The sequence below is a fragment of the Enterococcus mundtii genome (assembly GCF_002813755.1).
In the GTDB taxonomy this organism is placed as follows: Bacteria; Bacillota; Bacilli; order Lactobacillales; family Enterococcaceae; genus Enterococcus_B; species Enterococcus_B mundtii.
On sequence record NZ_CP018061.1, the window covers coordinates 2,363,288 to 2,380,551 of the forward strand.

At 40.6% G+C, this 17,264-nt stretch carries 6 protein-coding genes; 1 reads left to right on the forward strand and 5 read right to left on the reverse strand.

All coding sequences use genetic code 11. The features are described 5' to 3' along the window. Positions 1-3: 3 nt before the first annotated feature. Complete coding sequence (locus tag EM4838_RS11150; RefSeq protein ID WP_071867222.1) at positions 4-906, reverse strand: DUF7916 family protein; 903 nt, start codon at positions 904-906, stop codon at positions 4-6. A gap of 12 nt (positions 907-918) precedes the next feature. Then, complete coding sequence (locus EM4838_RS11155) at positions 919-2,202, reverse strand: PTS sugar transporter subunit IIC (protein WP_071867223.1); 1,284 nt, start codon at positions 2,200-2,202, stop codon at positions 919-921. A gap of 290 nt (positions 2,203-2,492) precedes the next feature. On the opposite strand from EM4838_RS11155, the gene EM4838_RS11160 reads away from it, so the two are divergent. Next, the gene (locus EM4838_RS11160) at positions 2,493-3,209 is read left to right on the forward strand and encodes a UTRA domain-containing protein (RefSeq protein WP_071867224.1); all 717 of its coding nucleotides are present in this window, start codon (positions 2,493-2,495) and stop codon (positions 3,207-3,209) included. A gap of 195 nt (positions 3,210-3,404) precedes the next feature. Here EM4838_RS11160 and EM4838_RS11165 read toward each other — a convergent pair whose 3' ends face one another. The 3 genes from EM4838_RS11165 to EM4838_RS11175 all read right to left on the reverse strand — a co-directional run bounded on the left by EM4838_RS11165 (position 3,405) and on the right by EM4838_RS11175 (position 16,406). After that, positions 3,405-6,434 (reverse strand): hypothetical protein, encoded by a 3,030-nt coding sequence (locus tag EM4838_RS11165; protein ID WP_130029164.1) that lies wholly within the window; start codon positions 6,432-6,434, stop codon positions 3,405-3,407. A 346-nt stretch (positions 6,435-6,780) separates the two neighbouring features. Further along, the gene (locus tag EM4838_RS11170) at positions 6,781-8,271 is read right to left on the reverse strand and encodes a glucosaminidase domain-containing protein (RefSeq protein ID WP_071867226.1); all 1,491 of its coding nucleotides are present in this window, start codon (positions 8,269-8,271) and stop codon (positions 6,781-6,783) included. Between the two features lie 476 nt (positions 8,272-8,747). Beyond that, positions 8,748-16,406, reverse strand: a complete 7,659-nt coding sequence (locus tag EM4838_RS11175) for an isopeptide-forming domain-containing fimbrial protein (protein WP_100917280.1) — start codon at positions 16,404-16,406, stop codon at positions 8,748-8,750. Positions 16,407-17,264 lie beyond the last annotated feature (858 nt).

Consider the following 17,264-nt stretch of genomic DNA (forward strand, 5'->3'; position numbering starts at 1 on the left):
TTCCTAACGCACAATCGAGCGTGACATCATCGCGATCGTATGACGATTTCCACGGATTGCACGGCTCATCGCCATGATATTTTCTACTGGAGCGATTCCCGAATAACCAGCATCGCCGATATGTTGGATATCTACACCACAAATTTTATTTTGGATTGCAATTTGTTTGATCGTGTCAGAATCAGATGACTCTTGGCTCGTACCAATTGCTGACATCACTAGCGCGCCTGCTGCATGGATCACTTTGACCGCCGCTTTTAATTCAACATCATCAAAAACTGGAACCGTTCCTACCGCAGGGACTAAGATCACATCGGCACCTGCTTCGATGAAGGATTTGATTGCTTCCAGATCTGCTACTGGTTCATCGACTCCGGCACCGTGCATTTTCCCAGCGATGATCATGCCACCAAAATGTTCTTTTGCCATTGAGATTGCTTTTGTAATGGCATCATTCGTCACACCACTTCCTGGATTTCCTGTCAAACAGATAAAATCTAATCCCTGTTTTTTGGCTGCTTCCATTGTTTCACGAGTCGCTTGACGCCCCGCTGGGATATCCAGGCGATCTTCTGCCATCTTCGCCTCTAAATCAACCGGTTCAAGATTCGCACCAATCGGTCTGCCGACTACTTTTCGTAACGTTTGAATGATTGGCTCTTCTTCCTTACCTTTCAAACCTGAAACAACTGGTTTTAATGCATCAAAAGCATTCAATAAAATCAAATCAGCGCCATACGCACGAGCAATTTCAGAGTTGGTGACATCTTCAATATTACTGTCCCTGATGACCACATTTTCTGAACAAATCACACGTCCTTCACTTGCTTTGATCGATTGTTTCAATTCTGTCCCTGACATCTTCATGATCTCTGATGTTTGCGCGCTAATAAATCGTTTCACCATGTTATTTCCTCCTTAAATTTCTTGCATTTCATTCATGCGGTTTTGTTTTTCCATCACTCCAAAGAATGGTAAATAAATCAAAATATTCAAAATCAAGCAAATGATTTGGATAATTGAACCTGAGATATGCCCCCCTGTAGCTAGAAAACCTGAGATAACAGGAGGCATGGTCCAAGGAACAGCAATTCCTACCGTACCGTGAACAAAACCAAGGGACATCGCAAAATACGTCACCACAGCATTGACCATCGGTGCCAAAATAAATGGAATCAACAACGTAACATTCAACACGATCGGCATCCCAAACATTGCCGGTTCATTGATATTGAAAATACCTGGTGTCAATGTTAATGGAACCATCGTTTTTGTCATTTTCGACGAATTTTTTCTCAAACCAACGATTGCTGCCGCAATCACTAAACCTAGCGTAGCTCCTCCGCCACCCATATAAACAAAGTTTTCCATGAAGGGTTGTGTAATGATATGTGGTAATTTCTCACCAGCTTCAACAGCTACACGGTTCGCATCCGTATTCATCAACCAGATCGGCATGATCACAGAATTCACGACATTGGCACCATGGATACCCATGAACCAAAACAATGAAACTAAGAAGATCGACACTAACGTACCACCTAATGTTCCCCCTAACAACCCTAGAGGTCCACCAAAGATTTCCATCAATAATTGGTGAATGTTTCCTGAACCCCAATCAGTCATTTGGAATACTGCATAAATGACCAACCAAAAAGTAAGAATCGATGCTCCTGGGATCAGAGCAGAAAAACTTTTCGCAACAGCTGGCGGGACAGAATCCGGTAAACGGACTTGGATGTTGTGATCAATAAACCATTTGAAGATCAATGTCGAAATAATTGCAATCACCATGGCCACAAAAAGTCCTTGAGCGCCCATAAATGCAGTGGGAATTCCGACACCGTCATCTGATACGAGATTCGGTGTGACTAGTAAGAATGAGGATATAGAAATGACGCCCGCAGATACTCCGTCTTTGTCATACTGAACAGCCAACGCATTCGCAATTCCAAAAGCAGCAACGAGACCCATGATCCCAAAACTAGCCGTGACACCTTTATTCAAATAAGCATCAATCCCATGGGCACTTAAGAAATCAGTCCAAGCATCCACTGGAAATGAGGAAATAATCAAAAACAATGATCCAGTAATGATCAGCGGCAAAGCTAAGGTAATCCCATTTCGAATCGCAATCAAAATCTTATTGTTTGAAACTTTTGCAGCAATCGGCAACATCTTATTATTTATAAACTCGTTCATCTTTATCTTCTCCTATCTTAACGATTGTGGCGCTACTTTTGATTTTCCAAAAATAGCATTTCTTACCACGTACTATAGCGGAAAAATAAAGCCCTTACAAATTACAAAATGAAAAATAATTTAATTTTTATAATCATATTCTAATCTAAAGTAGGTACATGTCGTTCTTAAACTAAAATTAAGTCCTAAATCCGCCATCTAAAAAGAAACTGGTATGATATAATTCATACCAAATAGCAAAGAATAAATTTTTCCTCATGATTATTTATAGGAAGGCAAGGAACTAAAATTTGAATAAATATGAACAACTATCGAATCTGATTCTCGAACGTATCCATCAAGAAGAGTATCCTCCCGATTCCTTTCTTCCAAGTGAAAGAAAATTAATGGCAGAATTTGGCGTAACGCGTGACACGATCCGTTCAGCATTAAAGAGTTTGGAATCTACAGGGTATATCGAAAAAATACCTGCACGAGGCAGTAAAGTGATTGCTCATGACAAAATCGATTTTTTCGTTAGTGATCTGTCAGGAACCTCAGAAAAATATCATTCCGAAAATCATTCCTTCAACACAGAGATCTTATCATTGAAAAAAATGATCGTGGACGAACAACTTAGAGAAAATTCCGGTTTTAGTTTAGGTGAATCCGTCTGGTATTTGCTGCGTCGCCGCTTGTTGAATGGTCGTGCATTGATTTTGGAAGTAGATTATCTGCGCACCGCTGTCGTTCCAGAACTAACAAAAGAAATCATCAACCAATCGCTATATCGTTACCTTGAAAATCAATTACATTTGAAATTGAACTGTTCAAAAAAAGAAATTTCTGTTGAGAATATCACCACTCCAATCGCTCAATATTTAGATCTAGGAAAACATGAAAAAAACATCTTTGTTGTTAGGAACTGGGCATATTTGACTAATTATACCCACTTTCAATACACAGAAAGCTGGCATCAAGTCGATTCATTCAAATTCGTTTTGTTGGCTGATCGGCCGATGAATTGAGCAGTGAACGCCTGATTGTAACGAACCGTTTCAAGACGGAGCAATAAAGTAGTGAGAACACCTAAAAATGTCACCAAACCAAGGGCTCTTGATTTGATGACATTTTTCATATATTTGAAGCAGCGTATGTTTTTCGTTGAGACGAGTTTCTCTTTTTTTGGAAACGGTCACCAGTAGCTTCAGTCATGCTCACTTTCACAACGATGTAGTCGTGATATGTGCTTGAACTGGATTATGCGCTTCTGTTTCGCCTGTAATCGTATAGCTATTGGTACTTTCTTCTTGTAATGAACGCGCATCCCAAATCACAGCGGCAATTTTGTCGATTTGATACGGTTCTCCCAAGCTATTGACAAGTTCGTATGTTTGACGGATTTCTGTTGGTAGCTCTAAACGATCGAGTGTACCTTCAGGGTCATTTAGATCAATTGATTGATCCGTTGTTATTTCTATCAAACCATTCGTTGGCTTATTCTGCCCTGTTTGCCAATTGGAAATTTCACGAACTCCACTCCCATCATTGATCATTCCGTTCATCATCCACGTATTATCAATGATTTGACTAGCCCCAAAGGAAGTTGGGTATGTTCCTTTAGGTCCTGCAGCATTCCAAAAATAATTTTCGCAAAACTGCCAAATCTCAATACTACGTACAATGGAACTTCCAATCAATACTTTCGCTTCATCATAGAACCCGCGATTGATCACACCATAAGTCAATAGAGAGCTAGGCGCCCACTTTAATACCGGAAAGCCACACAATGCCAAGGAAGGATCAATAATATCCATCACAAACTGAGTCAATTGAGTTGCTTGTAATGTAGGTAAATCAGATAAAACAAGCCCACTACCAATCATTTGTGGCAAATCGGTCGTATCCCTTGTCACTGGTGGATCAGAGAGATGTCCATTGTCTCCATGGATGAATTTGCGTTCATCCATATTATCAGGATCAATGTCCACACATCCAAGAAAAATATATTGCCAAATACCACGTTGATAGTTGGCATCAGGAAGATTTGCACCATTGCGAAGGACTTTTCTATTCGTTTCACTATTTGTGCTATTTTGTGGATAAGAATATAACGCTTCATGCGACATCGGATCACAAAACATCCACTCTGCATAATTCGCAAGATTTTCTTTCTGGCGTCCTTCCCAATAAGCAACTTCTGCTGTATATTCTCCACCTAATTCCTGACATATCTCTATCATGAACTTCGTGTCATACAGTACAGAAATCATGAATTCAGAATCAATTTCATTTTTCACATTGATTGTCTCATACACCCATCTTGGATTATCGAATTTCCAATCCAAATGACGTTTCAATGCAGGATACATTGCTGCGAGCCTAGCTAAATCTGGTGAAACTGAATGGATCATCCAGATTGTTTGTGCCATTCGAACAGGTAAAACCTCACCAGAAAGAAATCCATTAGCATCGATCATTGACATGAAGCCTTCCATTCCACTCCAAGCAATCGACGGATTGATATACATCAAGTCTTGAATTTGCAGTAATCCTTCCCAACAATTGTTCGCAGGTGTCATCGCAGCTCCCGCACACTGTCTACTCGGTTTTCCAAGAGATTGTTGCGTGTATGCATAGCCAGTTTCCTCAGTCGGCGCAAGAATATTCCCTATCAAATGGGTCCAACCGGCATAATAAAGTAATCGATGATTTTCTGTTGTCACTACCTCATTGTGATAGACCGATGTATCAGAAACGCTCCATGTTTGCGGAACTGGCACACTCGCTAACAACTGGTCCCAATACGTTTTTCGTGCTGTATAGTATTCATGGATCGACAACGCATCCGTTCCAATCCCCACACCACGCAACGCTCGTGTAATCGCCGTCGATACACCTTCCTCCCTTGTAGCATAACCGATCACTAACGCAATGGAGGAAATTGTTGACGGTATTTGGTATTTTCCGCGACCATCCACAAAGTTGGGCGGAATGATTTGTGCAGTTGCAGCCGTATCTATTTGTCCACTTTCTGTTAACGCAACTACTTTGATCGCTGTATGGAATAAATTCTGATGCCAATCAGCAAATTGTGTATCATTTTTTACGACGACTTGATTGGAAGATTCCCATGTACACCTTAAATTATTCGTTTGATAGTCGGTGGTTGAAGTTGTTGAATCTCTTATTTCAATCTCAAAAAATTCACCAGAAACCTCTGTTAACGTAAGCATTCGTCCAAGTGTTGATTCATCGATAAAGAAATCGGTTGTTGAAATTTGACCAAGATTTGTTACCTCGCCCGATAGAACGATTTTATGAGGATACCAAGCAGACCGTAAACTTTCAGCACTCACTTGTATCCCATCAATACTCAACAGGGAATTCAATGACGAATCTTGAAACCCAGATTTCTTTTCCCTGATATTCACACCGTTCATCGTTGTCTTATTTGCGTTTCCACGAATGCCGTAATAAGCACCAAATCGCAGATCGAGAGACGTTTCTACCGGTGTGATTGCTTGATTATCAAAGTTGTATTCCGGATTCGTCACCAAACGACTAAATGGCAAGGTCAGGTTACGATGTTCTTTCATACTCGTTGAATTTACTGGATCGTCATTTTTCAACTCATCGACATTGATTGTTGGGTCTCCTCCAAAATCAACGCCTCCAACTATTCCCGTCACTTGAGATGGCAACGCTAAAGGGATTTCGTAACTTGGTTGACTTCTAATAATTGTTCCTAGCTCAATTGCTTCTCCCACATTTCCTTTAAAGGTAAAAATAAGCATGAACGTTTTTTCAATGACAGTTTGGTCATTCCAATTAGATAATGCTTCTGCCCCTGCAATCCCTTTGATTGAATAATTGAACTTTTCCAGAAAAAGACTATTTGCTGCTGAGGATTCCCCTTGTAATACGATCTCTTGTCTTTCATTCTCCATGTCTTGAACAGACAATGCCCAAGTCAATCCTTCTGTGATCGAACGGATATGGACCATCAAGTCAGAGTATTGCCAAATAGAATAAGTAAATACTTTTGCTAAACGGGCAGTTGTATCAGTCAATGTGATATTAGCACCAACAGAGCTGTAAGTTATTTCTGCATTTGTTAGTGTCCAGCCGCGATCTTGTGTAAAATCCTCCATAATCACTTCATCTACCGGGACTTTAGGACCTGGTGCTTGCGTTACGCTAGTTTCTTTATTATTTACTAAAAACGTCTGCTCTAACATTCGTCTCCCCATTTCTTTTATCACCACAGCAACCTACGATTGACAGCATTCTAGGATTCTACTGTCGCCAAAGACATTCTCTTTCCAGCACTCCAACAGATACAAAGAAAGCGTATACATTTCGAACTAAAATCGATCCTCCTCTCCTCTGTTACACATAAAAGTATACGGGTTTGAAATTCAGAACTCAAAAAATACCATAAAGTTTCCTTGATTGATTTAAAAAATAGGAAGACGAAAAAAAAAGAAAAGATATCTAAAACTCAAGCAACGTAAGACAATCAAAGGCTTACCTTGTTGAATCTATCAATATCTTTTCTTTGTAAAAATTTAATCTAAAACGTTTGTTTTTTAGTTCTTATCTGCCAAACAATACTTGTTCAGGATCAATCAATTGCGCTTGAGATAAGCTGTTGTCACGACTGATCTCAAAATGCAGATGGCTGCCTGTACTATTACCAGTAGAACCGACAAACCCAATGATTTGTCCTTGTTCAACTTCATCATCAACTTTCACGACGTATTCTTGTTGATGAGCATAAAGCGCTGTTGTGCCATCTTCATGTTCAATGGCAACATAATTTCCCCATGAAGGATGGAATTCTGCTTTGATCACAGTACCTGCTTTACTAGCATAGATTGGCTCCCCTTGAGGTGCTGCAAAATCTAATCCACGGTGGAATTCACCACCACGAGGACCAAATGGGCTAGAAATCGTATAATTTCTTAAGGGCACGATATATCCTTCTTTATTCACTTCAGGTCCGGCAACTTCTTTGTCATATTGTTCTAAATCATAAGTTTCGATCAGACCATTTAGTTTTTCGTTATATCTTGTATCTGTTGCGTAACGACCTGTTAAAAATTCTGTTGCTTCTTTATAAGTTTCTGCATTGGATTTCCAAGCACCTGAATAGAACTCGCTATTTCCAGTCAAGCCTTCAGTCATTAATTTAGCATAGTCTTCAAGACTTTCTTCATAGTTGGCATATTTTCTGAATGTTGCTTGGATCGTATATAATGTACCATCACCAGCATCTTCTTGTGTGGCAAATGTCACGCCATTGCCCTCGTGTGTACCTTTGATCCCAAAAAGATTGTAGTTAGGCGCTTGCGCCAACTGGCTTTGTCCACTAGCTGATTCTAAAATCGCTTGGGCGATCATTACTGATGCGTATAAATCATGTTCTTGCCCGATTTCTCGAGAAGATTCACCGATTTTGCGAATGAAGCTCTCAACTGATTCATCTTTTTCAAAATGGATCGATCCTTCATCCGTTTCTTGACTTGATGGTACAAGATCTTGGATCGGTGTAGTTGCAGAAGGTTGACGTACCTCTTGAGCAACTGACGCTGCAGGAGCAGGCGTTGGTGCCACAGGTGCAGCTGGTGGTGTCACTGGTTGTGTCGGCTGACTCGGCTGTGGTGTAGTTGGTTGTGTTTCTCCAGTAGAACCGCCAGTTGATGGTGACGTTGGTTTTTGTGGCTGACTCGGCTGTGTTGGCTCTGTCGGCTTCGTCGGTTCTGTTGGTTTCGTTGGCTCTGTTGGTTTTGTCTCTTCCGGTGTGCTTGGCTCCGTCGGTTCTGAAGTGTCAGGTGTGGTTGGTTCACTTGAATCACCAGTAGACGGTGGCGTTGTTTCCTCTGAACCATCCGTTGTTGTATCTGTTGTGTTACCTTCACCTGTAGTATCAGACGAATCCGTCGTTGTTTCTGTTTGTGCTTCCGCTGTTACTGGTTGATCCGCAGAAAAAACTTGTTCATCTGCTAATACTTGTAAAGGCGTAGTTAGTAACATTTGTGAAAGAAATACAAATGAAACTAATTTATACGTAGACTTTTTTTTCAATTTTCTTACATCCTTTTCTTTAGTTATTATTAAGATACATGTTAGTTATGAATTTTTTGTTAAAAAAATAATAATTTTTATAAAGTAATAACAATTATTTATCTCATATTTGTACTTTGATCCACTACTAATAACTAACGTTAAGTGAAAATATCTAGCAAACACTGAGATAATACGACAGACTTTTACTTTATTATAGTTTATTTTAACAGGAATAAGAAGGATTAAGCAGTCCATATTTTTTCATAATTTAGTGCAATTTTTGAACTTGACAGTAATTTTTCCCCATTTTTTTTAAATCAAGTAGTATCAAATAATCTATAAAAACAGCCCTCCAAATATTGCTATTCACCTATTTGGAGGACGGTCTCTGCTAAATTTGCTATCGAAAAAAAGATAGAGTAACCAATCATCTGAATTAAGGTTGCTACAAATTAAATACAGTTCAGTTATTCAGTTTTTTACGTTCTGGCGAATCATTGTTTTCTTTTCTTTACTGCCACGACCAATACGATTACTACTAGGATACCACCTAAAGCGATCAGCGTATAAGAAACTGCTTCGCCTGTTTTAGGAAGAAATGACTTTCTTGCTTCCTTTTCCTTTGGAGCAGGTTTTCTAGGCTCTGGTCGGTTAGGTACTTCTTTTTCTGGTACAACTGGTACGTCTGGCTTATTCGGTTGATTAGGAACGACTGGAACTTCTGGTTTATCTGGATTTTCCGGAATGACTGGTACTTCTGGTTCACTTGGTGGTGTCACATGGTCATCCACTGTAGCAATGTTCAAGATTTCTTTCCCTGCCACCGCTTCTTTATTCACTTTCACTTTAAAGACGATCGTACGAACTTTTGTGTCGCTGATTTTTCCATATTCAGCGGTGATCGTACCGTCTTTGTAGGTTACACTTGTCGGCTGTGGCTCGTCGCCTTCACTTGTCAAACTGTCTTCAATATACGTCAAACCTTTCGGTAACTTATCGGTGACAGTCACTTGATTCAAGATACCATGCTCTACCGTATTGTGGAAACTAATCCGGTATTCAAGTTCCTCTCCGATTTTTACTGTTTTTTGATTAACAGTTTTCTCACTTACCAGTTTACCATCTGGAACTTTGGGTTGATCTGGATCTTCAGGAACCACTGGTACTTCTGGTTTATCTGGTGGTGTCACATGGTCATCCACTGTGGCAATGTTCAAGATTTCTTTCCCTGATACGGCGTTCTTGTTCACTTTCACTTTAAAGACGATTGAGCGAGCTTTTGTATCGCTGATCTTGCCATATTCGGCAGTGATCGTACCGTCTTTGTAGGTTAGACTTGTTGGTTCCGGCTGGTCTCCCTCGCTTGTCAGACTGCCTTCAACATAGGTCAAGCCTTTAGGCAAGTTATCCGTTACTGTCACTTGGTTCAAGACACCATTTGTCACTTTATTGCGGAAGGTGATTCGGTATTCGAGTTCCTCACCAACCTTTGTTTTTTGCTTATTGACCGTTTTTGTACTTTCTAATTTCCCTGGTGTTTCTTCTGGGGTCACGGGTACTTCTGGTTCATCAGGCGGATTGATATGATCATCGATGGTTGCTTTATTGACGATCGTTTCGCCGACTTTCGCTTCTTCGTTGACTTTGACTTTAAAGATAATTGAACGCACTTTTGTATCATTGATCTTGCCGTATTCGGCGGTAATCGTGCCATCTTTGTAGCCTAGACTTGTTGGTTGTGGATCGTCGCCTTCACTCGTCAAACTGCCTTCAACATAGGTCAAGCCTCTAGGCAAGTTATCCGTTACGGTGACTTGGTTCAAGACACCATTCGTCACTTTATTGCGGAAGGTGATGCGGTATTCAATTTCTTCCCCAAGTTTCGGCGATTGGTTATTGACTGTTTTCGTTGTTTCCAGTTCTCCCCGTGTTTCTTCTGGAGTTACTGGAATCTCTGGTTCATCTGGCGGATTGATATGATCATCGATGTTCGCTTTATTGATGATCGTTTCGCCGACTTTCGCTTGTTCGTTGACTTTGACTTTAAAGACGATCGAGCGGACTTTTGTGTCGCTGATCTTGCCATATTCTGCGGTGATCGTACCGTCTTTGTAGTCTAAACTTGTCGGTTGGGGGTCATCCCCTTCACTCGTCAAACTACCTTCGACATAGGTCAAGCCTCTAGGCAAGTTATCCGTTACGGTGACTTGGTTCAAGACACCATTCGTCACTTTATTGCGGAAGGTGATGCGGTATTCGAGTTCTTCCCCAAGTTTTGGCGATTGGTTATTCACCGTTTTCGTTGTTTCCAGTTTGCCCGGTGTTTCTTCTGGAGTTACTGGAATCTCTGGTTCATCTGGCGGATTGATATGGTCATCGATGTTCGCTTTATTGATGATCGTTTCGCCGACTTTCGCTTCTTCGTTGACTTTCACTTTAAAGACGATCGAGCGTACTTTTGTGTCGCTGATCTTGCCATATTCTGCGGCGATCGTACCGTCTTTGTAGTCTAAACTTGTCGGTTGGGGGTCATCCCCTTCACTCGTCAAACTACCTTCGACATAGGTCAAGCCTCTAGGCAAGTTATCCGTTACGGTGACTTGGTTCAAGACACCATTCGTCACTTTATTGCGGAAGGTGATGCGGTATTCGATTTCTTCCCCAAGTTTTGGCGATTGGTTATTCACCGTTTTCGTTGTTTCCAGTTCGCCCGGTGTTTCTTCTGGAGTTACTGGAATCTCTGGTTCATCTGGCGGATTGATATGGTCATCGATGTTCGCTTTATTGACGATCGTTTCGCCGACTTTTGCTTGTTCGTTGACTTTGACTTTAAAGACGATCGAGCGTACTTTCGTATCGGCAATCCCTGTGTATTCGGCAACCAATTTGCCATTTTCCATAGTCAAGCTTGTTGGTTGGGGGTCATCCCCTTCACTCATCAAGCTACCTTCCACATACGTCAAGCCTTTTGGTAAATTATCCGTCACTGTCACTTGTTTTAAGACACCATTCGTCACTTTATTACGGAAGGTGATACGGTATTCGATTTCATCGCCCAGCTTCGGTGATTGATCATTCACTACTTTTGTACTTTCTAATACACCAGGGGTTTCCACTGGCGTCACTGGCGTTTCTGGTTCGTCCGGCGGATTCGTGCCATCATCGATCGTTGCTTTATTAATGATCGTTTCACCTGTTTTTGCTTCTTCATTGACTTTCACTTTAAAGACGATCGAGCGAATTTTTGTATCATTGATCTTGCCATATTCTGCGAGGATCGTTCCATCTTTTGCTGTCAGATTTATTGGCTGTGGATCGTCCCCTTCGCTTGTCAAACTCCCCTCCACATAAGTTAACCCTTTAGGCAACTTGTCAGTCACTGTCACTTGATTTAATACGCCATTAGTGACTTTATTACGGAAGTTGATACGATACTCGATTTCCTCACCGATTTTTGGTGATTGATGATTGACCGATTTCGTACTTTCTAGCTCTCCCGGGGTTTCCACTGGCGTCACTGGTGTTTCTGGTTCGTCCGGCGGATTGATATGATCATCGATCGTTGCTTTATTGACGATTGGCTCGCCAACTTTCGCTTCTTCATTGACTTTCACTTTAAAGACAAGTGAACGTACAGTAGTATCGGTGATATTACTATATTCAGCGGTTATTTTCCCGTTTTCTATCTCTAAGCTAGTTGGTTGCGGATCAGCACCTTCATTCGTCAAACTGCCTTCGACATACGTCAAGCCTTTAGGCAACGTATCGGTAATCGTTACTTGGTCGATGACTCCATTGGTTACTTTATTACGGAAGCTGATACGGTATTCGATTTCGTCACCGATTTTTGGTGATTGATGGTTAACTGTTTTTGTTACTTCTAATTGACCAGGTGTCACTACTGGTGTGACTGGCGTTTCTGGTTCGTCTGGTGGGTTCGTGCCATCGTCGATTGAGGCTTTGTTGACGATTGTTTCACCCGCTTTTGCTTCTTGGTTGACAGTTACTTTAAAGACGATCGTACGAGTACTGGTATCAGTGATTGAGCCATACTCGGCAGTCAACTTTCCATTTTCCATTATTAATTTTGTCGGTTTTGGATCGTTTCCTTCACTTTTCAAGCTACCTTCGACATACGTCAAACCTTTAGGCAAGTTGTCTGTCACCGTTACTTGCTTCAAGACACCATTTTGAATCTTATTACGAAACATGATGCGGTACTCGATCTCATCCCCAATTTTTGGTGATTGATTGTTGACCGTTTTCGTACTTTCTAACTCTCCTGGTGTCTCTTCAGGTGTGACAGGTATTTCCGGTTCATCTGGTGGGTTCGTGCCATCATCGATCGTTGCTTTATTGATGATTTGTTCACCAACCTTTGCTTCTTCATTCACTTTTACTTTGAACATGATCGTACGGGATTTCGTATCAGAAATCGTCCCATACTCGGCTGTCAATTTCCCATTTTCCATCACTAACTTCGTCGGTTGGGGATCGTCGCCTTCACTAGTCAAACTATCTTCCACATACGTCAAGCCCTTAGGCAAGTTGTCTGTCACCGTTACTTGTTTCAAGACACCATTTTGGATCTTGTTACGGAACGTGATCCGGTATTCGATTTCATCACCGATTCTTGGTGATTGATCATTTACTGTTTTTGTACTTTCTAACACTCCTGGTGTTTCTTCAGGTGTCACTGGCGTTTCCGGTTCATCTGGCGGATTCGTGCCGTCATCAATGGTCGCTCTATTGACGATCGTTTCGCCGACCTTCGCTTCTTCATTGACTTTCACTTTAAAGATGATCGTACGAGTTTTCGTATCACTGATCTTGCCATATTCGGCCGTGATTATGCCCTCTTGAGCAGTCAGAGTTGTCGGTTGGGGATCGTCACCTTCGCTAGTCAAACTACCTTCCACATAGGTCAAGCCTGTTGGTAAGGTATCTTTGATCGTTACTTTTTTCAAGACACCATTTGTGATCTTATTGCGGAAAGTGATACGATATTCGATTTCGTCTCCTAGTTTCGGTGATTGATCATTCACCGATTTATTGCTTTCCAATACTCCTGGTGTTTCTTCTGGTGTCACTGGGGTTTCCGGTTCATCTGGCGGATTCGTTCCATCATCGATGGTTGCTTTATTAATGATCGGTTCGCCGACCTTCGCTTCTTCATTGACTTTCACTTTAAAGATGATCGTACGAGTTTTCGTATCACTGATCTTGCCATATTCAGCGGTGATCGTACCGTCTTTAGCAGTCAGATTAGTCGGTTGAGGATCATCCCCTTCGCTAGTCAAACTACCTTCCACATAGGTCAAGCCTGTTGGTAAGGTATCTTTGATCGTTACTTGTTTCAAGACACCATTTGTGATCTTATTGCGGAAAGTGATACGATATTCGATCTCTTCTCCTAGTTTCGGTGACTGATCATTCACAGACTTATTGCTTTCCAATACTCCTGGTGTTTCTACAGGTGTTACAGGAACTTCAGGTTCAATCGGTGGGTTCACGTCATCGTCGACGATGGCTTGATTGATGATCGCTTGTCCTGCGACCGCTTCTTCATTCACTCGGACTTTAAAAGTGATTGATCGCGTAGCTGTATCAGTGATTTTTGGATATACAGCAGTTACTTTTCCATTCACTACAGTCATTGATGTTGGTTTAGGATCATTGCCACTACTTGCGATACTATTTTCGACATACGTCAAGCCTTTAGGCAAGCTATCCGTGATCGTCACTTGATTCAGCACACCATTTTCTACCGTATTCTTAAAGTTGATCGTATAGTCGATTTCTTCACCAAGCTTCGGCGATTGGTTATTGACCGTTTTCGTGCTTTCAATCTTTCCTGGTAACTCTTCTTTTTCTACTTTTACTTCAACCACATTCGATTGATTTTCAAGTGCTGTATTGGTTGCTGCATCTGTCCCTTGCACAGTTGCACGATTGGGGATCAATTGCTCGGCAACGGCTGTACCATTGATTTTCGCTTGGAATTCATACACTGTTTCAGTCGTCGTTCCTTTGTAACTGCCTCCTGTTGTAGCATTTGCGCCTTCACCGACACGAACAGTCATTGTTCGGTTAGCTGCTGTGTATTCTGCTTGATCATCGCCAGACGCATCAGTTTTTTGACCAGCATTGGGACCACTCACGACTGATAAAGAGCCAGGAACATAATCCAAACGGCTATCTAAGACATCCTTAGACAACGTATTGACGGCTTCTGAATTTTCTTTTGTATTTTTTACGTGCACACGATAGGTGACTGTCTCTCCGATCTTGTAGGTCTCTTTAGGATTCACGATTTCTTTATTGATCTCTAGCTCAGGAATCTCAGCATTGACAGAGAAACCGACAGCATTCGTAGAGAAGTCATCGCCAATACTAGTCGTTCTGAAACTGATTTGATTTTGGCCATTACTGATCAGCCCCTCTGGTAGAGAAAGCCGATCGATATCGATATCCAAAAAGTTGGGATGTCCTGGATTGAACTGTCCAGGATACTTGTCAACCATATGTTGATCGTTATCAGAAACGGTGGCATTCATCACATTTCCTACAGGGTTGATCGTGTTGATGATATTGACAAAAGTTCCTGCACTATTTTTGATTTGCGCATTGTCACCAGTAAACAATTTATCCCCTTGTACAGTGAACCAGGTGACAATAGGTTCTAGTTTTCCTTGTTTGGCTGTAATAAAATCTTTCATGACAAACTCATTATTTGTCCCAGCTTTATTTCCTCTAGCACCGTAGTAAACATTGAATGCTCGAGAATGTTTTGCTTGATCTTTTGTTACGACAAATAGACTCCAGCCACTGAAATTATAGTATTGAGCTTTCTGGTTTAGCGCTTTTGTCATAGGGATATCAGCTAAGGTATAGCCACCAGTTCCACTGCCATCTCCTTGAATGATCGATGTCACATCTGCATAATTTGAAAAGCCTGTATTGTTATAGCCAAAGTATTGTCCAGGATCAGTTTTATCTTGGTCAATTCGATGATAATACTGAGGGGCAACTCTTTGTGATGTGCCATTTGGCGTAGTAAATTTGACTGGTGCACTGATTTCTTCATCCGAAAGATTTGTGCCAAATGTAGGGCCTTTATAACGAGAAGAACTCCAAAATAACCCCGCCCATGCAATCTCTTTCGCACCATCTAAATCGATATATGCGCGACTAGAATTATATGTTGTCGGGTCGCCATCTACATCAGCAAATTCTAAAACAAAGTTATTGATCGAATAGCCACTACTAGGCGCTTTAGTATTCAAGAAAATATTTGCTCGATACTCTTTTTCATCAAGGATCTTTAGATTAGTATTTCCTGTAGAAAAAAGTTCGCCTTTGTGCACACTATTATAGATTGGCTTTTCGAAGCCTCGTCCTGGTGTCGGCGCAAGTCGAGGGCCTTGAGCCATAGGTGCTTGAGGTAATCCAGGGTCGGGGTCCTCTGCTTCTTCACTTGTTGACTGTGATTCTTCTGTTTGTGTTTTTTCTGTTGGCACAGTCGATTCTGACTCTGATGTTGTTTCTTTGGTTGGTTGACTGGGTGTCGATGATTCTTGTTGTGCGGTAGATTCTTGTATAGGTGATGAGGTAGTGCTAGTTGGTGCAAGTTCTTTTCTGGGTAAGTTGAGCTTGAGCTCCCCTAATTGTTTTTCTGACTGTTTGACTTCAACTGCTAATTGATCCACGGATCGATTCGTTTGTTCCCCGGTGATGGAAAGTTTTCTTGTTTCATTTGGTTGAAGGGTAGCAATTCGTAATTGGGTTCCTTCTGCTTTTTCCATCTTTTCAAACGAAACGATTGGATCGGTTGATTCGACTAACTTCTGATTATTTTTTAGTGTTTGCTCATCAAATTTAACAGGTGTATCGTTTTCATTTTTTTGATGGATGATCAACTGATTGATGGGTGCCTCACTTTTGTTCGTCACTTCATACGTCACATCCACTAATTGTTGGTTCTCCGTATTCGCTTCAGCATCTGCTTTGATCGATAAACTTGGAGAGTCGAATATATTCTCATTCGGTGGTGCCACCCCTTCGGCAAACACACTCGTCACAGGCAGCAGATTCGCTACCAACAACATAACAACAGCTAAATAATTGAATGGAACTCTATACACTTTTTTCATTTTTAAAATAACCTCCTTCACCCCACTATATAATCGTTGTTTAAATAACACAAAGAAAACGGGTTTGTAGATGAGTATTTTCTCATATATAAAATCACACACCATATATATACGCCTATAATACGAGTATTTTAGTGAAAAAAAGAAGGAGATTAATGACTAATATGCTATTTTATTTTCTTGAAAAAGAACTTTCTTCCTATATATATGTATAAAAAAACTACAAATCAAACTGCCTATTAAGCGAATCATTTCTCGTTGATACCAATTTTTTTTAGTAAAAGAAAGTGTGCAATGATTTACGTAAAGAAAGAAAAAGTCAGAAATTTCTAACTATAAAATGATTATAAATACTTATTTTAAAGGTAAAAGGCTGTATTCTCTCCTATTCAACCAACCGAATCTACAATTCACACACGTCATAACGTTATGAACAAAACGATAGATTGTTATGTCAATCAAAATTAAGAATTAGATACCCGCTGATTTTAGACAAATCGAATCATCTGTCTAGCTGAAGTTATTAGATATGTTATTAATGATATCATTCTTCACAAACCGATCCACTTTGAATTACTATTCAAAAAATTATTTATATCATTGAATACAAAAGATAAAAAAACAAATATATACATATTTATTCCTGATTTATAATAACAAAATAAATAATAAACAGAGCGTAAATGTCTAGTCATTAGATAACAATTTATAATCAATAAGAAAACTTTCCTCTTCTCTAATCGTCCATTAATTTTATGTGCGTTAGGTTTCTACACTAATAACGTTATGTTTGAGTATTTAAAGTCACTTAATTCTTTCTACAAAAAAACCAAGCGACTCTTCCGTTCAGAAGTCTAG

Coding starts and splice junctions, on each gene's coding strand:
- EM4838_RS11150 (WP_071867222.1), bottom strand. CDS start 906: ATGGTGAAACGATTTATTAGCGCGCAAACATCAGAGATCATGAAGATG.
- EM4838_RS11155 (WP_071867223.1), bottom strand. CDS start 2,202: ATGAACGAGTTTATAAATAATAAGATGTTGCCGATTGCTGCAAAAGTT.
- EM4838_RS11165 (WP_130029164.1), bottom strand. CDS start 6,434: ATGGGGAGACGAATGTTAGAGCAGACGTTTTTAGTAAATAATAAAGAA.
- EM4838_RS11175 (WP_100917280.1), bottom strand. CDS start 16,406: ATGAAAAAAGTGTATAGAGTTCCATTCAATTATTTAGCTGTTGTTATG.